This window comes from Halalkalicoccus paucihalophilus, assembly GCF_001593955.1.
GTDB classification, from domain to species: domain Archaea; phylum Halobacteriota; class Halobacteria; order Halobacteriales; family Halalkalicoccaceae; genus Halalkalicoccus; species Halalkalicoccus paucihalophilus.
The window spans coordinates 153,714-175,598 of record NZ_LTAZ01000012.1 but is presented as its reverse complement, the minus strand read 5'-3'; the positions used below and the strand labels follow the sequence as shown (position 1 = coordinate 175,598).

The window sequence follows — 21,885 nt, the reverse complement described above, 5'->3', positions numbered from 1 at the left end:
TGAGCACCTAATTATATACCATTAGTTAGTAATTATCTTGTATGATGAGTGATGAGACACAGTCAGCAGTCCACTATCGATTTGATGAGTCTGTTGATTTGCTCACGGCCTTTGAGCAAGCGCGGATCGAACACTTGGAAGTCTCGAATGAACGGACGATCGTGATCTACAGTCGCACCATCTTCGATTTCGAAGTCGACGACGGGGGCTTAGCGGACGCACGACTCGTTACTGTTGAGGTCTTCGATGTCTCGCCGGATTATTCTGTGACTGATGCTCCTGATCCAGTCACGCTCACCGAACCCTTGATCGAGGAACTCGCGGTTACAATTGGTGTCGACTGGGAGCGTTGCTGAGCACTCTCTTGGTCGATTGTGTACTTTTGAAGAGATACTTCCCGAGAAGTAGGCACTCGATGGTTCGTTACTCTTGTCGTTCGAGGACGCTCGCAAAGGCGACGTTCGACTGGACGGTCTCGATTTCAACGGTTACCTCCTCATCGGGTTCGGCATCCGGGACAATTACAACAAAGCCTCGTTCAACACGAGTAATCCCATCTCCCCGATTACCACGAGTGTCGATCGTTACTGTTCGGACCTCACCCTCGGTGACCGGTGGCTCCGGACCCTCTGCAGCGGAGGAAGACGCCGATGCATCAGAATCAGCTGTATCATGGCCATTGTCTGCTGTGTCCTCAGTCTCAGTCGGAAGCACGGCGACCTGATAGACTGCTCCTGGATCAACCGTCATTTGTTCGACCACCTCTCGTGGAATCTCGAGCTGCAGTCCTCCTTTCTCCTCTGTCAGACGAGACGTAATGAGCGCTTGGAGACGATCTGGGATTGAAACCATTGGTACGTATTGTGAGTAATCGCATGTACGTCACTCCATATAACTTTTTTCGGCAAATATGTCTGCTAAAGTATGTTCTTTGCTGCGTGTCTCCGATATTTCACTCGATACGATGTCGTTGGAGCAATCTGCAGACTCTTCGCTTGCTGAGCAGCTTCAGGCGCTTCACGATACTGCGCCTCAACGCTATAGTCTACTAGAACGCTATGCAGAAGACCTCAGGCAAGCTCTCGAACAGTCAGCAAGGAACTACGCATCGGCAAAACAGCTGTATTCCATATGGGACGATCCGCCGTTCGAACCACAGCTCTTCGGCCAGCTCCTGAGTACTGCCGCGGGTCTCGAGATTCTACGGATCTATACCCATCGAAGCAATCACAATCGATACGATCTCACTGCGTACGATTCGGCGCGGATGGATCAGCTCGTACTGCTGCTTGCCGATGAGACAGCATCAGCGATTAATGTGGAGTCCATCGACTGATAACCACTGTTTAGGCTGCCCGAGATTTGTTATTCGAACGAGAGGCCACTGTCGATCTTTTTGGTAATTCTGAGGTTCTTGAGATAACTTGCAGCACCAAGAAGGGTTGATGCCCAGAGGCCAACGAAGAGGCCCTGTACTTTGTCTTCTTTAAGACAGAACTGATACCAGGAGAAAGCAACCGATGCGACCGCCGCAAGCACTACCGGTTCCGACATCGGGTCGAATGCTTTCTGGGCACTCTCTTTCGGTTCCGCTAGCTCGTTATCGTCGTTGGTGAGTTCTCCCATTGCACTTGAACAAGACGCTCTCTGTTCGTAGTGCTACTGCAGAATACAGCAAGAATCGTTGTTCAGAAAGGGTGCTTCGTTTATTCGCTGGACAGTGGTACCAACGACTCAGGCTGACTGATTTTACATTAACGTCTTCCAAGAGGAGGGAGAGTATTTACTTTGAGCCGAATTCGGAATAGAGGCACTGGCCGTCATCTTCACTACGTAATGTGTTCAATCAGAAGGATCTGTATCAGCGCCAACGACGGTGCTTGAGCGGAGATCATCTTCAATCTCCTCAAGTGAACGATCCATCGTCTCTGGGACACGCGTGTAGATGAAGACGAACGACAGGACACAAAATCCACCGAGGATCCAGAACGAATAGCCTTCGCCGATTCGGTCGACCAATGGGAGGAATGTCAGTGCGACGGTAAAGTTCGCACCCCAATTGACGACACTAGCAGTGCCCTCCGCGGTGCCACGGATATGGAGCGGATAAATCTCCGAAATCATGAGCCAGAATACCGGTCCAAGGCTGATCGCGAAGAACCCAACGTATAGGAACATACTTCCCAATGTGACGTAGCCGACGATCCCCGAGAGACCGGGTAGAAAGAATCCGAGGCCGAGAATACCCAACATAACAGCCATTCCACCGGTTCCGACAAGCAACAGAGGTCGTCGTCCGACACGATCCACTAAGAGGAGAGCGACGAGCGTCAAGAGGACGTTGACGATGCCGATTCCGACTGTTCCAACCAGTGACGCAATATCACCGAACCCGACGTTAGTGAGGATCGTCGGTGCGTAATAGAGGATCGTGTTGATGCCAGCGAACTGCTGAATGATTGCCAGCCCCACCCCGACGATGAGCGCCGGGCGAACCCATGGTTCTAAGAGTTCGGATAACCCTCCCTCCGATTCGATCTCGCTGATCTCGCGAATCTCATCGAGTTCGTCATTGACGTCAGCTTTCGCTCGGATGCGTGATAAGACGTTACGAGCCTCCTCAGTTCGTCCCTTCTCAATAAGCCATCGTGGTGTTTCGGGCAAAAAGTATGTTCCAGCTGCTAAAACGGCCGCTGGTGCAGCTCCGAATAACAGCATCCAACGCCACCCGATGATCCCCAAGAATTCGGGAGCGAACAGATAATTAGTGATATATGCCAGTAGAATACCGAGCGTGATCATTAGTTGTTGAAGGAATCCGAGTGCGCCTCGAATGTCCGGCGGGGCCATCTCAGCGATCAAGAGAGGCCCGACCATGGACGCGACGCCAACGGCGACACCTTCGATCACGCGCCAAGCGATAAGCCACTCGAGCGTTGGCGCGAGAGCCATGCCGAACGAACCGACGAAGAACACAACAGCGCCCCCAAGCGTCACTCGGCGCCGGCCGTATCTGTCGGATAATCGGCCCCCAATCGCCGCGCCGATCATTGCACCGATGAGCATACTGCTGGTGACTACGCCTTCGAGAAACGGTGTCAGGGTAAACGTCTCGTTGATATATAACAACGCTCCGGAAATAACGCCGATGTCGAAGCCAAACAGCAATCCGTTGAGTGCAGCGATGAAGGCAACGACGTATACAAAGGTCCCATGCTCGCGGTCAGCATTGAGAGCAGAGTCGATTGCGTTCATCTAGCTCTCATCTCGGGTCTTCTTTTTTGGCTTAGAATTGGTAGTAGTGAGCGGTTATGGCCACGAGAGTCTTCACCTTGATACGTACTTCTCCACTTGCATGCCATTGTCTCTCTTAGCTGGTATTCACACGTCCCTTATGAACAGCGGCCCTTGCAAAGGCAACGATATACTGTCGAAATCCGATCTAGAACCGTTTGGGCGTGTATATCCTCACTCTGCTGTTGGCACTCGATACAATTAGATGGGATTACTCACTGGTGCGTTTAAGACAGAATAGAGTCCCGTGAGCCACAGCTGGGGGTTTAGTCAAGACAAGAATAAGACTTAGGCGAGTGGACACCAGACGCAAGCGCAACGCTGTGGCCGGCGAGATCTCTTGGTGCGAGCTTGCTGAAGCTGTTGACGCAATGGTTGCAATTTTCTCGTCTCGAGAAGACAGCATTCCATTTTGTGAGGAGAACACTATCTGGGAGTTCGTTCGTATCGGGCAGAATCCGGAGTCTGCTGGACTGGATATTATCGGTGCTGGTGGGCCGTCATGTATGTTGCACGAATAGAAGAAATCGTATCGGCGAGCGAAGCGACGTTGTCACGCCCGCTTGCGTCCTCTACTAGTGATCAGGCACCGGTCGATCAGAGCAGGCGTGTCTCCGTGTTTGAACCCGAGTCGTTGCATGAGTTGTCCGATCCCATTCCGCTGGCAACGCGTGTTCCGTACGGGCTCCGGTAGACGGACCTCAAGTCGCTCCGGACAGCTGAGACGACAGACGATATTCTGTGAGCTGGCCGTTCTTTCGTTGAGCGAGTTGGTTGGATTCGGGTCGTAGAATAATTTGGCCGTGTTGGACCTCTCAAGCGGTGATGGGTTTCAGAAGTCGTGTTGGATACAGAGCGCGTATCTTGCAGGTCACACAGTCCCGATCTCGTCGTAAGGTAGACTCGCGAAAATATCACTAATCACTCCGTTTCATCATCCGACCCGACCAAACCATACTCAATCTCGCCTGCTCGGTCGTAGTGGAGCATCTGGACCCCGGTGCTCGACGTCTCGGCAGCCGTCAGTTCGAGGTTTGCGGGGACAGTTCCGTCCCCGAACAAGCGCTTCCCCTCACCCAAGACCAGCGGGAAGACCCAAAGTCGGAACTCGTCAACGAGGTCGTGTGCGAGCAGCGTCTGGATCAGGTTCGCGCTCCCCTGCACTAGGATGGTGTCCCTGCGTTCCTTCTTGAGGTCCTCGATGGCCTTTGCAATGTCGCCCGAGAGAAGTGTCGAGTTATTCCACTCCACCGCGTTGAGGGTTCTGGATGCGACGTACTTGGGCATGCTGTTCAGTTTCGTCGCTAGGTAATCGTTCTCCGTATCGACGTTGGGCCAGTATGAGGCGAAGATCTCGTACGTCTTCCTGCCGAGCAGTAGTGCATCGACTTCGGCGAACTGGCTATCCAGAATCTCGCCCATCCTCTCATCATAGTAGTTGACCAACCACCCTCCATGTTCGAATCCTCCGTCGCGGTCCTCGTTAGGACCACCCGGTGCCTGCATCACGCCATCAAGGGTAAGAAACGTTCCAATGACGAGCGTACCGCTTACTTCATCTGTGTGGTTATCGCTCATACATCCCCACTAACGTGAGAGCAGACAATAGCAGTATCTCTGCACGACGAATCAGCCGGCAAGTACGTTGTAATAGAGCGTATTCAGGAATTTCTGGGCATTCGGGGGCTTAGACGAAGACTGCTGCGTCGCACCTCCAGACCAAACTGAGACGGGATCTGTGAAGGTGAGTAATCGGTCTCTACAGCGAAACTATTTCGAGGAGAGTCAGCCGAGAGCAAAACTCGAAGAAACCGCCCTCAACGAACGCTCAATAGAACCCGACGAGTTACGGTTTTATCTACCGGTAGCGCGGAATTCGCAGGAAAACGTGGTCATTCATAACACTGATTGTGCTTGACGTTGAAGTATTACCGCAATCTCTCTGCAGGGGAAGCTGGGAAAGGAAGAATAAGGTGCCTCTGACACCCTCGCTACCCCTCTTACTCCTGCAGAGAGATAGCGAAGCAGTACTGACTACGACATACCATTACTTAAACCTCATTTATGCAGCCGAAATCTGCTATTTTCGCAGATCAGATAGTGAAGAGCGTGTCAGCATCGAGGGGATTGACTCGCCAGTATCACCATTCAATAGAGTTCGTAGCGGTACGTATGTAGGTCTATTACTCGGTTGATTCAGCACAGTTCAAGTGGAACTAACGAAGTCCGTCTGCTGCATCCATTCTTTGTATGCAGCACCTCATTCCTATCACGTTCTGAGTGTCTCACCAGAGTACTGATTGTCCCATCTGCGGCTGTGTACAAGGACTCCTCTCTCTTGACTTGGTCGGCCTTGTGCAACAAAACGTCCTTAGGTGCGAGATGTTGCACAAGGTGAATTCTCTTTGGCATCGGTCGTCGGCAACGAGTTCATATTCATCTCCGCGCTACACGGGCGTATGCGTGAACTCGTCTTTGCCCTCGAATACGCCCCGAGTACCAACGCGGTCGCCGATATCCTCGCGGCCAACCCAGAGACGACGATTCATTCGCTCTCCTGTCACGTCTCACCCGACCATCTCTGGCGCGTCGACCACGTTACTGGGGGCCGGAGCACACTCAACGAACTCGCCGATACTGTCGCCGACACCGAGTACTATACCGACTGTCTGGCACGCCGCGACTGCGAAGCAGACTGGGAAACCCAAGTTCTTGACCGCACCGACGATGCACTCGTCCTCTACTCCTATTGGTCGCGTACTCCCTCTTGTACCTCTATCCCCCACCTTGCACTCGACCACTTTGGCGATGGCCTTATCTTCCAGACGACGTGGGTCGGTCGCCGGTATGAATGGCGCATCATCGCTCCCGACACTACTACCTACACCTCCTTCCGCAGCGCCATCGAGAATGAAATCGACGATACCACCGGTGTCACCTTCGTTCGGATCGGTGACGCGAACGACGCCACCCCGGACGACGGCGAACCCTCGCTTACGCCCGAACAGGATGCTGCCGTGCGAGCGGCCGTCGAACACGGCTACTACCAGACACCCCGCAAGATCGAAACCTACGAACTCGCCGAGGAGCTCGGTATTCCCGGCTCGACGTTCTCCTATCGGCTCCGCCGTGCCGAAGCGCGACTGGCCGCAGCCTACGTGACTGACCATTCCTCGTCTGCACGTCTCTCTTCCCCCGACACCTAATCGGAGTTGGTACACACCAAACGAAGGGGCTTGTCCTACGGAGGTGTCTGTATACACAATGAATACGAACGCACCCGGTTCGGACGATCTTATATCTCGAACCGTGAGGCTTGAGGTGCCGGGGATGGATTGTCCCTCTTGCGCGGAGAAGATCGTTAACAGTGTCTCGAAACTCGACGGTATTGTCACCGTCGAACCGCAGGTAATGACCGGCACCGTCCACGTCGAGTACCTCCCTGAGACGGTCGGTGTCGATGCCGTCATCGAACGCGTGCAGACCGCCGGCTACGATGTCGAGTCACGCGACGACATGGAGACCGAACGATTCGACGTCCCGACGATGGACTGCGCATCTTGCGCTGGAAAAATCGAGAACGCACTCGATTCCACCGCCGGGATTCAGGACCGTGAGACGCTCCCGACGACCGGCACCGTCATTGTGACCTATGACCCGGAGCAGACCTCTCGGGCCAACCTCGTTGCTGCCATCGAAAGTGCAGGATATGAGATCGAAGAAACTGGACCGGACGCAGCGGAGGACGCCCTCGTCGAGGAGAGCCGTGCGCGAGACGTATGGCTGAGTCCACGCGCGCTCAAGACGTGGGTCGGTGGTAGCCTCTTGCTTGTTGGCCTCGCCGTCCAGTTCTTGCTATCGGGCCTTGACGTGACGCTTGTCTCCGTCCTCGGGCGCGGGTTCGGTACCACCGAGGGACTCTACTTCGCCGGTGCGGTCATCAGCGGCGAGCAGATTCTCCGCAACGGCTATTACTCGGCACGTACCCGCTCGCTTGACATCGACCTGTTGATGAGCCTTGGCATCATCGGCGCACTGACCGCGAGCGTCGTCTTCGGTGAAGCACTCTACCTCGAAGCCGGTATGCTTGCCGTGTTGTTCAGCATTGCCGAGTTGATGGAGGAGTACGCAATGGATCGTGCTCGGTCTTCTCTCCGCGAATTGGTCGACCTTTCGCCCACGACCGCAACCGTGCGACGCGACGGCGAGGAAATAACCGTCCCGGTAGAAGAGCTACGTGTCGGCGATTCCGTTATCGCCCGTCCGGGCGATCGCATTCCCGCCGATGGCACTGTCGTCGACGGCGAGAGTGCGGTCAATCAGGCACCCATCACCGGTGAGAGTGTCCCCGTGGACAAGACCGATGGTGACGAGGTGTACGCCGGCACTATCAACGAAGAGGGGTACCTCGAAATCGAGGTGACGGCGGCAGCCGAGGACAGTACGCTGGCCCGTATCGTCAAACTCGTTGAGGACGCCCAGCGGGACAAGACCGAACACGAGCGGTTCGTCGATCGGTTCGCCGGCCAGTACACACCGGTGATCGTCACGCTGGCCGTCCTCATCACCGTGGTGCCACCGTTAATCATCGACGGCGCCATCTCATTGAACCTCGCCGGCCAGTCGGTCGTATTTACGGGCGAGTGGGCGACATGGTTCAAGCGTGGCCTCGCGTTGCTCGTCCTCTCGTGTCCGTGTGCATTGGTCATCAGCACGCCCGTCAGCGTCGTCTCCGGCATTACGAGCGCCGCGAAGAACGGCGTCCTTATCAAGGGCGGGACGCACCTCGAATCGGTTGGGATGGTCGGTGCAGTCGCATTCGATAAGACGGGGACACTCACACACGGCGAATTAACCGTCACCGACGTCGTCCCCGCGGAGGGTGAGACCCGCAAATCGGTGCTGGCCGTGGCGTCGAGTCTGGAGGCTCGTAGCGAACACCCCATCGGGGAGGCTATCGTGGGGACTGCCGAGGCGGAGGGCATCGACTCGGGTACCGTTTCTGGATTCGAGAGCCTGACCGGGAAGGGGGTGCGAGCCGACGTAGAAGGTGAGGCGTACTTCGTCGGGAAACCCGCACTGTTCGAGGAATTGGGGGTCTCGTTCGACGGCCACATTGCCTCAGATGGTGGCGTCGCCGTCGAGCCGTCCGACAGCAGTGGCGGTTCGACCGTCAGTGGTGAGACAGTCGAATCACTCCAGTCCGAGGGGAAGACAGTCGTCCTCGTCGGCACCGAGGAGCGACTCGTCGGTGCCGTGGCAGTGGCCGACGAGATACGCCCGGAGGCAAAGCGGATGATCGAACGACTCCATGACCTCGGCGTCGAACGCGTCGTAATGCTCACCGGGGACAACGAGGTGACCGCCCGAGCGGTCGGGGAGGCGGCGGGCGTCGACGAGGTACGTGCCGAGTTACTGCCCGAGGACAAGGCCGAGGTGGTGACTACGCTCGATAAAGAGTACGGCGGCGTACTGATGGTCGGCGACGGGGTAAACGACGCGCCGGCCCTCGCGACGGCAACGGTTGGGGTCGCGATGGGTGCGGCGGGTACCGACACGGCGGTCGAGTCAGCGGATGTCGCGCTGATGGCCGACGACCTGTCGAAACTCCCCTACCTCTACGCGCTGTCGGGGACGGCGAACGGGGTTATCCGGCAGAACATCTGGGCCAGCATCGGTGTGAAGGCGCTACTCGCGGTCGGGGTGCCGTTCGGGCTGGTGAACGTCGCGGTAGCAATCATCGTCGGCGATATGGGGATGAGCCTCGGCGTGACGACGAACGCGCTCCGATTGGCCGGCATCAAGCCCGACCGATTCGAGTAACGGTCTCGACTGTAGACCGAGTAGGTGGCAAAATTTCGGGAGAGGATCGCTGAATACACCCTTGTATGCAGTATCCCGTCTCTAGCACGTTTTGAGGAATAGAGTACTGATTGTCCCATCTGCGACTGTGCGTACGGACTCCTCTCGTGACGCGGTCAACCTTGTGCAACGAAACGACCCCGAATGCGAGGTGTTGCACAAGGCAAACTCCTTTTGAGGAACGACTACCCTCTGTTAGTGCTAATCAACGGATACGCTCCTCACCACCGGCCGCCATCGTATGTCTCTCGATACTGCTGGTAGTACGGCTTCTCGACAGTCCGGAGATCGAACTCACCGGGATGTGACTTCTCGATTTCGATGCCAGAGGCAGAACACTCTGTAGTCGTTTCTCGTGGATCAACGGCGACGAAGTGCGTTTTTGCGTTCGCACTTGTATTTGGGCATCCGGAGGAACACTCCCATGACGCTGATACCCGGTTGCGACTGTTCGACAGAAGTTCTATCAGCCCTTTCTGGGCAAGGGCTTCGATCACTATGATTTACTATGAGCGTTCGAGAAAGCAGGTTATGGATCCCGATCTGGATCGTTTTTCCTCCCGTCGGTCGACCGTCTACGGACAGCGTGGTGTCGTCTCAACAAGCCAACCTCTCGCCGCAGAAGCAGGAATCGCCATCATGCGTGACGGTGGCAATGCCTTTGACGCAGCGGTCGCGACCGCTGCAGCACTCAACGTTGTCGAACCAACCTCGACTGGATTAGGTGGCGACGTGTTCGCGCTCTACCGAACTGCCGATGGTAATATCGGTGCGATGCGTGCCTGTGGCGGCGCTCCTGCTGGAGCGACGATCGAGGCCGTTCGCGAGGCAGTCGCCGACGATGATTCCTCGGAGGTTATGGATCCTGCGAGCGTCGAGATGCCTGAAACGGGTGCGCACGCGGTGACTGTTCCCGGGACCGCCCGTGGTTGGGAGGCCACTGCGGATCGCTTCGGGACCTTCGATCTTGGTCGGTTGCTCCAGCCCGCAATCCGGTACGCAACGGACGGATATCCAGTTTCGGAGGTTGTCTCGGCTCAATGGCAACACGGAGAGGACTTATTTGAGACTGACCACGCTCGCGAGGCGTTCCTGTTCGACGGTTCCGCCCCGGAAACCGGTCAGCACGTTACGCTCCCGAAGCTCGGCGCGTCACTGGAGTTGATCGCTGAGGAGAGTGCCGACGTTGTTTATGACGGCGAAATCGCTGAGGAGATCGCGACAGAAGTCCAAAAAGAAGGTGGCTTCTTGACTGTTGATGATCTCGCGGCCTTCGAAGTCGAGTGGCCAGAACCCGTCTCGACGACGTACAACGGGGCGGAAGTATTCGAACTCCCGCCGAATAATCAGGGACTGATCGCACTGGAAGCGCTCAACATCGCCGAGGAGCTCGGTGCAGGCGAACACAAGCGAAACTCTCCGGAGCGTATCCATGCCCTCGTCGAGGCGATGAAACTCGCATTCCACGACGGGCATCACTACATCACGGATCCCGAGTACGCCGACCATCCCCCGCTCGGGTCGAAAAATTGGGCTAAACGTCGCGCTCAGTCCGTTGGTGAGACCGCAAACAACGACGTTTCGGTCGGGATTCCGAATGCCAACGTGGAGGACGCCGATACAGTCCTGCTGACCGCTGCCGACGAGGAGGGCAACGTGGTTTCGTACATCAACTCGCGGTTCGCCGGCTTCGGGTCGGGAGTCGTCGCCGGCGAGACGGGGATCGCACTACAGAACCGTGGGTCGTCGTTTTCGCTTGATCCGGACCATCCTAATGGCCTCGAACCGGGTAAGCGTCCGTTTCACACGCTTATTCCCGGTCTCGTCCAGTTCGGAGAAGACGATTGGGCCGGTTTTGGTGTGATGGGTGGGTACATGCAGCCACAGGGCCACGTCCAGCTGATCAGCAATATTGTTGATTATGGCATGCCCCTACAACGTGCCTTAGACGAGCCCCGGTGGCGCTACCGAGAGGACGGCCAACTTGCAGTTGAGCCGCATTTCGACACCAGCGTGGTTGCGAAGCTCGTACGGAAAGAGCACGACATCTGTATCCTTTCACCCGGTATGTTCGGCGGCGCCCAGATCGCCCGCAACGAGCAAGGCGTCCTTTCGGGTGCGACCGAGCCGCGCAAGGATGGGAACGCTCAGGGCTACTGAGAAATACGATCGGAGAGCATTGTGTAGTTGCGCACTTCTTCAGTGAACGTTCGTCATGCGTTTTAAATTTACAAGCTTTCTCTCAACTGCTGCTAAGTCCGTCAATATATGTACTATACGTGTCTGGTTGTTCATCAATACCTCATGCCAGTAGTTTAGTAGCTACTATCGGTTGAGGAGTATATGGGATATCATCTCATCGATGCTGCCGATCTCGACCAATGGGACGACCGCCCGACAGACGTCCGTTCATTGAGCGTCGCAGCTGGATACGACTACCAGGATTCGAAACTCGGTCTTCGCGTCTATGAACTCTCTCCCGGTGAGCAATCAGGATTGAGCTATCACTATCACGATGAACAGATCGAAGCGTTCTATGTGCTTAATGGGACGCTGCACGTCGAGACACCGGACGAAGAGTACGTCGTTGAAGCTGATCAAGCGCTGTTTGTCGATCCTGGAAGTCCACAGCGGGCATTCAATCCCGAATCTGCAGACGGACCGGTTCGTGTCCTCGCTATCGGTGCACCCTCGGTCGATGACGCGCAGGAGTACGATCCGTCGACTGATGCGTGAGCTCGTCAAGTAGGCTCACGATCGGGATGTCGGCGTCTTCCTCTGGGCACACTGGAGTGATCTCCATCCCGCTGATGAACGCCACGAGAAACTGAATCGATGGGCTGAGTGGGACATTGATGGCATCAAGGTCGACTTCATGGACTAAAGCAGAAAGCGCGGAGTCCCCTTCCTCAACAAACGAGCGGAGCGAGTGAGTAGGGAGGGGAGGAGCGCGTTGCGAAGCTGGGCACATACGTCTGTTCCGCACTATACAATCAGTTTCTTTAAATGCCGTTGGGCGGTAATCTGAAACCTGGAGGTGCGTCGAACCGCGCCGGTCAAACTAATCGTTCCCGATGAGCACCGCGATGACCTCCACGAATCCGCTCGACAGTTCCTTCACTGTGCGAACCGCGCCGCCGAGTTCTGTTGGGGCGACGACTCCTACACGAATTGCGTTACGGCGAACACGACAGCACGGGGCACGCTCTACACGGAACTACGAGAGGAAACGGACCTCACCGCGAACCTCGTTCAAGAAGCCATCCGACGCGCCGTCCAAGCGACGAAAGGGTGCGTCGAACGGTGGAAACAAGGTAAACGGGTGAGCCAGCCGGAGTTCACGTCATGGAGCATGGTCTACGACAAGCGGAGCGCGACCTTCTACCGCGACCGTGTGTCCCTCTCGACCGTCAACGGGCGCGTCGAGTGTGACTTCGAACTTCCGGCAGACAGTCCGACCCCCTACGAAAGATACGTTCTCTCGGAGGACTACGAGTTCCGGGCGAGTACACTGCAATACGACAAGGCGACCGACGAGTTCTACTTCCACATCACGACGCGGAAGGACGATTCTGATGAATCCGTGGTTTCGGAAGATACCGAGCACCAAAAACAAACAGTCCTCGGTATCGACCTCGGCGTCAACAGCCTCACAGTGGCTTCGACCGGCACGTTCTGGCAGGGTGACGGGTACGACCATTGGTGCCGCGAGTTCGAGAAACGACGGGGAGAGATGCAACAGCGCGGAACGCAAGCCGCGCACAACGCGCTCCTTCGCCTCGGCAAGCGAGAAGAAGCGTGGCGAAAGCAGTACATCCATATCGTCGCCAACGAAATCGTCACGGAAGCCGTCGAGAACGGGTGCGACGTAATCGCGTTCGAGGACCTCACAGACATCCGCGAGCGGCTTTCGCAGGCGAAGTGGCACCACATCTGGGCGTTCCGACGCCTGTATGAATACGTCGAGTACAAGGCCCGGGAACGCGGCGTCATGGCGAAGCAGGTTGCGCCGAACCACACGTCCCAACGCTGTTCTCGGACGGACTGTGGGTTCACGCACGAAGCGAACCGTGACGGTGAGCACTTTCATTGCCAGAAGTGCGGCTACGAGGTCAACGCGGATTACAACGCCGCGAAGAATATCGGGCTACGATACGCTCGGAAGCGACACCACAGACTCCGTTCCTCGCCCACGTCGGGGAGCGGAGACGCACCAGTAGACGTGCGTGTGAATGGTGGGACGTTGAACGGCAAGAGTCACCAGCCTATTGCTGGCGACTGATTGCCGGGAGTCCACATCAAAGCCCCACCCTCAAGGACCGAGGCGCGTGTGCGCCGAGGGAGTAGGGTGGGGTAGTTTACATGAACAGGGTCGATTACAGTTCTATGATATGTTGATGGCTGATACGGCGGAGCGGGAACTGCTGATCAACTTCCATGGCTCCGTCGTCCCGACTGGCCTTCGTCGGCGCTGGCCCCACGTCCTCACCTACGAGGGTGTCCTCGGTGCCGAGCATCTGAAGTTCGGAACGATCACTCCGGAAAATAACGTCACGATCCCGTTCACGCGCAACGTCGTTGGACCGATGGACTATACGCCGTGACGTTCTCGGCCGAGACGCGACACACAACGGTCGGCCACGAACTCGCGCTATCGGTGATCTGTGAGTCCGGGCTTCAGCACTTCGCCGACAGTATCGATTCGTACGCCGAATAGCCTATCGCTGAGCGTTTTCTCGAACGAGTCCCTGCTGCATGGGATGAGACACGGCTTCTGCGTGGATACCCCGGTTCGGAAGCAACGTTCGCCCGCCGATGCGATGACGAATGGTTTATTGGCTGTATCACTGCTGGTGCGCCATGCACGGTCACACTCCCACTTGATTTCCTTGACGACGACTTCGATGTGACGCTTGTTAAGGACGGACTGGCGAGGAACTAATTCGCGAAACCGTGGTCTGTGAGTCGACTATCGAACTCTCGATCGATGTACCTGCCAACGGCGGGTTCATCCTTCACTGTAAGTGACGCTTGCACTTGGAGTCCGAGACGACCTATAAGATTGAAGTAGGGAGATCGTCGGTATTGCCCTGTCTGTGAACGAGCGACGTATGAACGAATGGAGGGGTCGTAGTCGATCCGGCTATCGTTTGTAAATACGCGCTTCATAGGGCCGCAGATCAATGTCCCCCGCAGGAGCATCAGTATCCTCGTAGTTTCCAATCAGCAGTTCGGGCGTCTCATCACCAGTCAATTGGGGAAGGTCGATGGAGAGTTCACTGTCGAAGAAGTTACAGACCACGATGAGTTCATCGTCAGCGAGTGTGCGTCGATACGCGAATACCTCTGTGTGATCAGGAAGCAAGAGGTCGTACTCACCGTAGACAAACACATCGAGAGCCTCACGGAGGTCGATCAGATCGCGGTAGTAATGCCAAACAGACTCAGGATCGTCGCGGGCGGCCTCGACGTTAACAGTCTCGTAATCTTCGTTAACGCCGATCCAGGGCTCACCCTCACTGAATCCTGCGTTCCGAGTATCGGACCACTGCATCGGCGTTCGCGTATTGTCCCGGCTGCGAGATTCAACGATCGGACGAACTTCTTCATATGACTCGTACGCATCGGAATCTAAGGCATTCTCGACGAAGTTCCGCGCTTCAACATCACGGATCTGTGACGACTCTGCAAACGAGGTGTTCGTCATCCCGATCTCCTGGCCTTGGTAAATGAATGGTGTCCCCTGCAGTGTAAAGAGAAACGTAGCGAGCATTTTCGCAGACTCACGACGGAATTCTTCGTCGTGACCGAACCGTGAGACTGCACGTGGCTGATCGTGATTACTTAGATAGAGGCAGTTCCACCCACTGTCTGCGAGGGTCTCTTGCCAGTCGGTGATGATCCGTTTAAGTCCGAGTAGATCAAGCGTCGCGACATCCCACTTCCCATCGTCACCAGTATCGACACCCATATGCTCAAAATGAATGAGCATCGAGAGACCATCCTCACCGACGTACTCTTGTGCTTCCTCGGCATCGACTCCGATCATTTCTCCGACAGTCATCACATCATAGTTTCCGACGGTTTCGGTCACCAATTCAGTGAGATACGCCTTGAACTTCGGCCCGCTAACGAAGTGTTCTGCGCCAGTCATCTCACCATCTACTGTATCGTCAGGCAATCCTTCAGTCTTCGAAATGAGATTGATGACATCCATCCGAAAGCCATCAATTCCCTTCTCAAGCCACCACCGCATCATCTCGAAGACATCCTGACGAACGGCCTCGTTTCGCCAGTTCAGATCAGGCTGTTTCTCATCAAATAAGTGAAGATAGTATTCGTCCCGCGTTTCGTCATAGCTCCACGCAGAGCCTCCAAAAAACGACTCCCAGTTGTTTGGGCGCTCATCAGTATCCTGCCAATAGTAGTACTCATCATACTCAGGATCACCTTCGCGCGATCGGATGAACCATTCGTGTTCGTCGGATGTGTGGTTCACCACCAGATCCATGATCAAACGCATATCTCGGTCATGAAGTTCCTCAAGCAGTCGTTCCCAGTCGTCCATCGTTCCAAATGCCGGATGAATCGCCCGATAATCGGCGATATCGTAGCCGTTGTCGGCCATAGGCGATGCATAGACAGGGTTGAGCCAGATAACGTCCACCCCGAGATCAGCAAGGTAGTCGACCTTCTCAATGATTCCTGGGAGGTCACCGATCCCGTCGCCATTTGTATCGTTGAAACTCTTGGGATACACTTGGTAGACGACGCTTTCTTTCCACCACTGAGCGCCATCAACGGATTGGCCGTCAGTAATCATTACCTCGCATACCACGACAGCTGATAAAAGCACGTTGGACTTGTTCTACCGGTAATGAGAGGAGAGAAATTACGTGAAAACAGGCACAAAGCCTCGCCCTTCAGGGCGGGATACGCCCCAGTTGGCGATCGGATTCTCGCAGCGGTAGTTCCATAACTCCATCCAGTTGATTGCAATTAGCAGCCGATGCTCACTAGGCGAGAACAATATTCACGACCTTAGGCAGTCTGGTCACCTCTTCCGTGTTATGGTACAGCACTAGGTCTATACCGCTCGGAGCGCTTCCTTCATGTATGAGCCTCAAAGAGAGGGTTGATTACCTCGCAGAGGAACTCGACCTCGAGCGAAGTGATCACGTCCGAGAGGTCGGTCAGTCGGTCGCAGAGCTCCGCGACTGATCAAAACAGTTCTCTGAAATCCCGTTCGACGAGCCCAGACTCCAGATAGTCGATGAACTCCTGCTTTGTCGGTCCCGTTTTCTCGAGGAGATCGTCTCGCTCTGGGCACTCCTTCGACTCCCCATGAAGCTCGAACGAGAGCTGAATGCACAAGAGGAGAAGCGGATGCAAGCCATGGTCCCGACTCAGCAACACGGGTCACATTCACTCGGGTATGCGATTCTAGCAGCAGCGTCGCTCATCGGAAGCGCACTTCTTGTCTCAGTGGACTCTACATACTCGCTACTTGGAATGGTCGTCGTACTTATCCTCTTATTTTTGTTCATACGTACATCTAACGTGGGGATACGATGATTATTCTGCCATCCAAACTCTTGAATATCTGACCAATTCCCTACTTATTCGAATGTATTCGAACATACGATTATCCGATTGAGTCACGGTAGGCAGTTCGTCCTCCCCGGTAGACGATGAGAGCGGCGACGCCGAGCGCGGTCCCGAAGAGGAGCGTGAGACTAAGATCATGGAGGATTTGAATATCGTACGTGTGACTAATAGTCTTGCTCGCCACTGCGACACTATCGAGAAGTAGCATCACTGCGAAATAGCTCATCAGCGTGCTCTCGTCGACGATATCTGTTAGCCGTGACCCGATATAGGACCCGAAGATGCTTCCTCCCAACAGTGGGAGTACAACCGAGAGATGGACGGCTCCTTCCTGGAAGTAGCGAACAGATCCGAACGCACTCGATCCCGCAATTTGAAAGATATCGGTACCAACCGCTACCGATTTCGAGATGCCCATTCCATAGACGAGACTCGGAACCATCAGAAATCCACCGCCGACCCCGAGAAAGCCAGAGAGCGTTCCGATAGCAATGCCGACAACGAGGACGAGCCACATGGAGACCTGCACGGTAGACCGTAACTCGATCAGTGGTGGCAGTCGATTGAGAGCATACTTCTCGAACACTGGTGGAATACGTCGTTCAACGGAGTCAACGAGTCGTTCATTGTGAACTCGACGGAGAATGATCACGCCGACCACTGCCAGCAATACGACGTAGGCGATGCTGATAACGACGTCTGCAAGTCCTCTCTCAGCGAGCCAGAAGAGTATCCGCCTGCCGACCTCGATGCCAGCTGCCATCCCGAGGACAAGGAAACCACCGAGCTTGTAATCGATGTGTCCGGCAGACTGGTGGGTTACGGCTGCAGCAAGCGATGTTCCAAAGACGAACACAAGACCGGAGCCCACAGCGGCTTCGGCGGGATGGCCGAGCACGAGGAGCGCCGGTGTAACAAAGAAACTCCCACCCAGCCCAAAGAATCCGAAGAGAATCCCCACAAGGAATCCGAATCCGATGAAGAACAAGGCTTCTGATTCTAAGAGTACCATTGGCCTCCAACCTCTGATAGTTTATCTGAAATCAGTGTCTGGAGCATCTATGATGAGTGACGGAAGACACACTAGAGGTCCCGTCATGAGCGAGAATACGGCTTGGAACCTAAAAAAGGATGCAGCGCCCAACGAGTCCTTGATGATACGATTGACGTCTAGTTTAGACCGTAACTATAAACATCCACAGTTCCTTGATCAACTGGACTTTCGGATACGATATTCCCAGTCATTCGTGTAGGCGTCGTATACGCGGGGAAGTATCGACGGAGTTGAGAGCAACCGAGCGAACACAACGGGTTGGCAAAGTAGTCGAAAAAGGACGTGCTTCGGTGCTCAGTCTACATCCTCAATATCGAGGCCAGAAACTGCAGCCAATATCTCGCCAAGCAGGTATGGTCGGTTCGATTCAAGAACCCCCCGAACCATATGTGCAAGCAAGTACTCAGGGCGCATTGTCTTGTGTAACGCCGCAGGATATTCTGCTAATCGACCATCAGCGGCATACTCAGCCATGATGTATGCCGAGTGGCGTACGTCGACAGTGCATATCCAGCTCGAATTCGTCTAACTGAATTTGAATCCCATCTTTTCGCTCCACGCGATCGACACCCAGCTCTTGCAGCTGCTTGACTCGAATGATGTTTCGGCGAACAGTGATGAGGCGCTTCGACTCGACGATATAGGGATCAACCCACTCTGCCAGGTTTCATCATTGAAGTGAGTGCGAGGCATCTCGAAGTCTGGATTCACACTCTCGATACAGAACTGCAGCATCGCAATCCCCGTTCGATGGCTCGCATTCGGCAGCGAATGCCGGAGAATGAGATTCGACATCATCTCGCCGGCGACCTGTGGAAGTGGTGCTCTCCACGAGATGTGGTCGAGTGCCTGCCGAACCTTCTGTGGTTCAAACTCCTTGTAGAGGCGGAACTCTTCTTCTTCTCTCACGTCTACAGCCGCTTCGAGCAATTCCACTAATCGAAACGCGACGACCTGCCCCTCACGGGGAAGCTCGGCGATTCGGTCGCTGAGCCACTTCTGGTCGAAGTCAATCTCGTTTGTATCTTTGATCTCCGTGTCGCTCGCATAGAGGACGTGAACCGCCTCGGGGTCATGCCCCGAGACACTCGCCTTGCCTATCTGTAGACGGGGGTATCAAACGGATAGCCGATAAGCTTCGTCGCGCCGTCCGAATCTTTACGACGGGAAAGAATCTCAGATTGAGAGGCCGAGCTATACTTCAGCGAGAAGTTCTCGGCTTGGGGATGGTGATAGTAGACGACACAAGCCATTTGTGCAGCGGGGTTGGTGATACGTGCTTAAATCAACTCGGCGTTCGCGCTATCAGGATCCGAATCTGGTTCCGTATTGCCACCACAAGATCTGGATAAATGTAGTCTCAATACATCACAAAGCCGATTATTTGAAACGTCCACTTGCTGAAGGTGTGTTTACGACCAAGCAGACGGTGAAATCCATGAGGACCAGCTTCTTAACTTTCTCGTCAACTCGCTTGGCGAGAAAGTTGCTCTTGACCTCGGCAACAATGCCGAAATAGATGCTGAAGACATCTATGATCGTGTTTGAGTCCGAGTCGGTGTCTGCGTTGGCCGATCCAATTTCGCTGGCAACGCGTGTTCCGTACGGGCTGCGGTATACCGATCTAGAGTCATTCCGGATGGCCGAGACGACAGACGATATTCTGTGAGCTGGCCATTCTTTCGTTGAGCGAGTTGGTTTGTTCAGGGCCATACGACGATTTGGCATTATTGGAACTCCTCAAGCGGTGATAGGTTTCAGAAGTCGTGCTGAACACAGAGCGCGTATCGGTCACTTCGGGTATCATCTTGGTTCCTTGGAATTGTGACGATACCAAGTCACCAAGAACTCATAACGTATTTTGCATAATTGATGTTCGCTGCTGACTGGTTGAGACCGTTCCGTCTACACAGTGGCAATTACACAGGTATCCGACTCTCGGATTTCGCTACGAACTCGACTAACGCCTAATTCTGCAAGTACGTCAGGAAGGTCAGCCGCGAGCTGCTCTGCTCGGGCCTGCTTTGTGAACGCAATTGCGATCGTCCCATCGACCTTTACGACGCGGCACAGTTCACGAGCACCAGCATGCTTGTCAGACCACACTTGCATCGAGTTGATCGTGAACGCCGCATCGAATGCATCATCCCCATAGGGGAGCGAGGAAGCTGATTCGTGAGCGAGGGTAACCTGCCCGGCTTCGATCGCTTGCTGATTCCGATCACGCGCTTGTGCGAGCATCACTTCCGACGTATCCACCCCGACAACGAACCCATCGGGAACACTTCTCGCTGCGTGCTGGATACTGACGCCCGGACCGATCCCGACTTCGAGTACATGGTCATCGGGCTCCAGCCCAATCAGCGAGAGCACCCACTCAGTTGTATTCTCTTTTCCTCGGGCTAAAATCCGACCGCCCAGCACTCCCAACAGCCCTTCTGGATGGCCGAACATCCGGTCCAGAATTCGATCAGTGAGCTTCATACAACCGTGTATTAACCCGGATTACACGATAAGTCCTTTACAGTCTCTGCCTTCATAGTGCTACTGAGATGGAGCCGGTTGCAATGAATACACGAGCAAATCTCATTATCGTCGGGAAGCGTCTCTATGAGCTAGGCAACTGCCTATGTCGTCACCTTGTGCAACATCGGTGGGTACTGAAAGGTTTGTTGCACAAGGCAGTTGACTATGCGTGAATGCGGTTGCTCCTGTTTTCGAATGGATTCTTGTCGGGCCATGAATGCCTCTAGAGGTACGTACGGTAGGTATCCGGCTCGGCAGGGGCGTACCCACCCTCGTGTTCGCCAAGATCGCTGCGTTCGAGGGCGACTGCAATCGCTCGGTTGATCGCCTCGACTGCGTACTGGCCGTTCGCCCAGAGATGGACGGATATGGGCGGCGTCGATCGCAGGAGGGTTGCTGAGGGAAGCGCCAAGATCGATGGCGGAGAGCGCGTTCCCGGTGTAGGTCAGTCAGACGTCACGGACGAGCGGCGGCATCGCTTGCATATGGCCCATATTGACGTCGATGTGGAGGCGACCGTCGACGGGTGGCGGCGATGGGCACGGGCACAGTGACGTAATGCACACACAGTAATTTCGGCTGCTAGCAACCCCTACAGCCGGTATCGGTGAATTCTGGTTACGATTACTTTGGTATTCAATGGTATCTAATGGTATCTAGATCCATTTGGTGCCAAAGCTTATCCTTGTCGGGGGCGTTCCCCTATATGCGAATCAAGCATCGCACGGTCCCATATCCGTTGTGGGATATCGCTCGATGCTCACTACGCCACTCAATACAACTATGACGAACACAACCGCACCCATCGAAGCAGCCTTCGAGTTTCAGCGCCAGTCGATTGAACAGAGCCGACAGCTCGTCAAACAAAGTCTCGAATTCCAGCAGAATTCGCTCGAAACGTTCCTCCAGAACGGTATCAGCGCCCAGCGCTCGGCCCAGCAACAGGGCACTGAATTCGCTCAGAACCTCTTTAACGCACAACTCGAGGTCTTCCAGTCCACGCTCGATGCCGAGAAGATCAAAGAGGCAGCTGATCAGCAGTTCGAACAGAACGCAGAGCAGACCCAGAAGTTGCTCAATGCTCAGTACGAGCAGGGCACTGCACTCACCCAACAGCTGTTCGACGCCCAGTTCGACGCTTTCACCTCCGCGCTCGATGACGAACAGTTCCGTGCGACTATCGAGAACCAGTTCGAGGCGTTCAACGACCTCCAGACTGAAACCTGGAACGAGTTCGAGTCCGAGTTCGCCGCCAGCTTCGAGGAGCTGAGCGAGCAACAGAAGGACCTCGTCGAGCAATCCGTTGAGGCGTTCCTCGACGCTCAGTCTAATGCCGAGCAGCAGACCATCGAGGGCGTTCAGGCGACTCAGGATACCGTTGAGGACGTCGCTGCCGAGACCATCGAAGCCGCCGAGTAAGTAGCCTTTCTTGACGATTGGTTCACCTCGTGAATCATAAATTATCAATGCGGAACTATACTGAATCCGAGATGTACGACCAGGAGCGCGATCTGTGGCGCCACCTAATCGACAAGGTCGGC

Annotated in this window: 20 protein-coding genes and 1 pseudogene; 10 read left to right on the top strand and 11 right to left on the bottom strand. The window is 55.1% G+C overall.

Annotated elements, in window-relative coordinates; all coding sequences use genetic code 11:
• Window positions 1-44 precede the first annotated feature (44 nt).
• Window positions 45-356 carry a hypothetical protein gene (locus HAPAU_RS15330; protein WP_066384659.1) on the top strand — a complete coding sequence of 104 codons (312 nt, stop codon included), beginning with the start codon at window positions 45-47 and terminating at the stop codon, window positions 354-356.
• A 67-nt stretch (window positions 357-423) separates the two neighbouring features.
• Here the strand turns inward: HAPAU_RS15330 and HAPAU_RS20030 are convergent, their stop codons facing one another.
• Window positions 424-852, bottom strand: coding sequence for a TRAM domain-containing protein (locus HAPAU_RS20030; RefSeq protein ID WP_084383788.1), 429 nt, complete (start codon window positions 850-852; stop codon window positions 424-426).
• 58 nt (window positions 853-910) lie between these two features.
• Here HAPAU_RS20030 and HAPAU_RS15320 point away from each other — a divergent pair, with 58 nt between their 5' ends.
• The gene (locus tag HAPAU_RS15320) at window positions 911-1,336 is read left to right on the top strand and encodes a hypothetical protein (protein WP_245634167.1); all 426 of its coding nucleotides are present in this window, start codon (window positions 911-913) and stop codon (window positions 1,334-1,336) included.
• Window positions 1,337-1,365: 29 nt separating this feature from the next.
• Here the strand turns inward: HAPAU_RS15320 and HAPAU_RS15315 are convergent, their stop codons facing one another.
• The 3 genes from HAPAU_RS15315 to HAPAU_RS15305 all read right to left on the bottom strand — a co-directional run bounded on the left by HAPAU_RS15315 (window position 1,366) and on the right by HAPAU_RS15305 (window position 4,872).
• The gene (locus HAPAU_RS15315) at window positions 1,366-1,626 is read right to left on the bottom strand and encodes a hypothetical protein (protein WP_066384542.1); all 261 of its coding nucleotides are present in this window, start codon (window positions 1,624-1,626) and stop codon (window positions 1,366-1,368) included.
• Window positions 1,627-1,842: 216 nt separating this feature from the next.
• On the bottom strand, window positions 1,843-3,255 hold the full coding sequence (locus tag HAPAU_RS15310; protein WP_066384540.1) for a sugar porter family MFS transporter: 1,413 nt from the start codon (window positions 3,253-3,255) through the stop codon (window positions 1,843-1,845).
• Window positions 3,256-4,215: 960 nt separating this feature from the next.
• On the bottom strand, window positions 4,216-4,872 hold the full coding sequence (locus HAPAU_RS15305) for a dihydrofolate reductase family protein (protein WP_066384537.1): 657 nt from the start codon (window positions 4,870-4,872) through the stop codon (window positions 4,216-4,218).
• A gap of 881 nt (window positions 4,873-5,753) precedes the next feature.
• Here HAPAU_RS15305 and HAPAU_RS15300 point away from each other — a divergent pair.
• The 7 genes from HAPAU_RS15300 to HAPAU_RS22395 all read left to right on the top strand — a co-directional run bounded on the left by HAPAU_RS15300 (window position 5,754) and on the right by HAPAU_RS22395 (window position 14,098).
• Complete coding sequence (locus tag HAPAU_RS15300) at window positions 5,754-6,500, top strand: helix-turn-helix domain-containing protein (protein ID WP_066384534.1); 747 nt, start codon at window positions 5,754-5,756, stop codon at window positions 6,498-6,500.
• Between the two features lie 58 nt (window positions 6,501-6,558).
• The gene (locus HAPAU_RS15295) at window positions 6,559-9,117 is read left to right on the top strand and encodes a heavy metal translocating P-type ATPase (protein WP_066384532.1); all 2,559 of its coding nucleotides are present in this window, start codon (window positions 6,559-6,561) and stop codon (window positions 9,115-9,117) included.
• 570 nt (window positions 9,118-9,687) lie between these two features.
• A complete protein-coding gene (locus tag HAPAU_RS15290; RefSeq protein ID WP_066384656.1) occupies window positions 9,688-11,316 on the top strand; it encodes a gamma-glutamyltransferase family protein in 1,629 nt (542 codons plus the stop codon).
• A 183-nt stretch (window positions 11,317-11,499) separates the two neighbouring features.
• On the top strand, window positions 11,500-11,892 hold the full coding sequence (locus tag HAPAU_RS15285; RefSeq protein WP_066384530.1) for a cupin domain-containing protein: 393 nt from the start codon (window positions 11,500-11,502) through the stop codon (window positions 11,890-11,892).
• Between the two features lie 295 nt (window positions 11,893-12,187).
• Window positions 12,188-13,438 (top strand): RNA-guided endonuclease InsQ/TnpB family protein, encoded by a 1,251-nt coding sequence (locus HAPAU_RS15280; RefSeq protein WP_066384528.1) that lies wholly within the window; start codon window positions 12,188-12,190, stop codon window positions 13,436-13,438.
• A 115-nt stretch (window positions 13,439-13,553) separates the two neighbouring features.
• Window positions 13,554-13,760: a glycoside hydrolase family 97 catalytic domain-containing protein gene (locus tag HAPAU_RS22400; protein WP_066384527.1), complete on the top strand. Its 207-nt coding sequence runs from the start codon at window positions 13,554-13,556 to the stop codon at window positions 13,758-13,760.
• Window positions 13,761-13,876: 116 nt separating this feature from the next.
• Complete coding sequence (locus HAPAU_RS22395; protein ID WP_368085896.1) at window positions 13,877-14,098, top strand: glycoside hydrolase family 97 C-terminal domain-containing protein; 222 nt, start codon at window positions 13,877-13,879, stop codon at window positions 14,096-14,098.
• A gap of 201 nt (window positions 14,099-14,299) precedes the next feature.
• On the opposite strand, the gene HAPAU_RS15270 is transcribed toward HAPAU_RS22395, so the two are convergent.
• The 7 genes and pseudogenes from HAPAU_RS15270 to HAPAU_RS15245 all read right to left on the bottom strand — a co-directional run bounded on the left by HAPAU_RS15270 (window position 14,300) and on the right by HAPAU_RS15245 (window position 20,756).
• Window positions 14,300-15,979: a glycoside hydrolase family 13 protein gene (locus tag HAPAU_RS15270; protein WP_066384653.1), complete on the bottom strand. Its 1,680-nt coding sequence runs from the start codon at window positions 15,977-15,979 to the stop codon at window positions 14,300-14,302.
• Window positions 15,980-16,801: 822 nt separating this feature from the next.
• The gene (locus HAPAU_RS15260) at window positions 16,802-17,776 is read right to left on the bottom strand and encodes a sulfite exporter TauE/SafE family protein (protein ID WP_066384523.1); all 975 of its coding nucleotides are present in this window, start codon (window positions 17,774-17,776) and stop codon (window positions 16,802-16,804) included.
• Window positions 17,777-18,112: 336 nt separating this feature from the next.
• Window positions 18,113-18,292: a hypothetical protein gene (locus tag HAPAU_RS21815; protein ID WP_169802664.1), complete on the bottom strand. Its 180-nt coding sequence runs from the start codon at window positions 18,290-18,292 to the stop codon at window positions 18,113-18,115.
• Window positions 18,293-18,314: 22 nt separating this feature from the next.
• Window positions 18,315-19,071: pseudogene (locus tag HAPAU_RS22990) on the bottom strand (hypothetical protein); the annotation flags it as partial.
• A 127-nt stretch (window positions 19,072-19,198) separates the two neighbouring features.
• The gene (locus HAPAU_RS21085; RefSeq protein WP_157078496.1) at window positions 19,199-19,531 is read right to left on the bottom strand and encodes a hypothetical protein; all 333 of its coding nucleotides are present in this window, start codon (window positions 19,529-19,531) and stop codon (window positions 19,199-19,201) included.
• 192 nt (window positions 19,532-19,723) lie between these two features.
• A complete protein-coding gene (locus HAPAU_RS15250) occupies window positions 19,724-20,302 on the bottom strand; it encodes a class I SAM-dependent methyltransferase (RefSeq protein WP_066384521.1) in 579 nt (192 codons plus the stop codon).
• Window positions 20,303-20,567: 265 nt separating this feature from the next.
• A complete protein-coding gene (locus HAPAU_RS15245) occupies window positions 20,568-20,756 on the bottom strand; it encodes a hypothetical protein (RefSeq protein WP_066384520.1) in 189 nt (62 codons plus the stop codon).
• A 371-nt stretch (window positions 20,757-21,127) separates the two neighbouring features.
• On the opposite strand from HAPAU_RS15245, the gene HAPAU_RS15240 reads away from it, so the two are divergent.
• Complete coding sequence (locus tag HAPAU_RS15240) at window positions 21,128-21,763, top strand: hypothetical protein (RefSeq protein WP_066384519.1); 636 nt, start codon at window positions 21,128-21,130, stop codon at window positions 21,761-21,763.
• The last annotated feature ends 122 nt before the right edge of the window (window positions 21,764-21,885 follow it).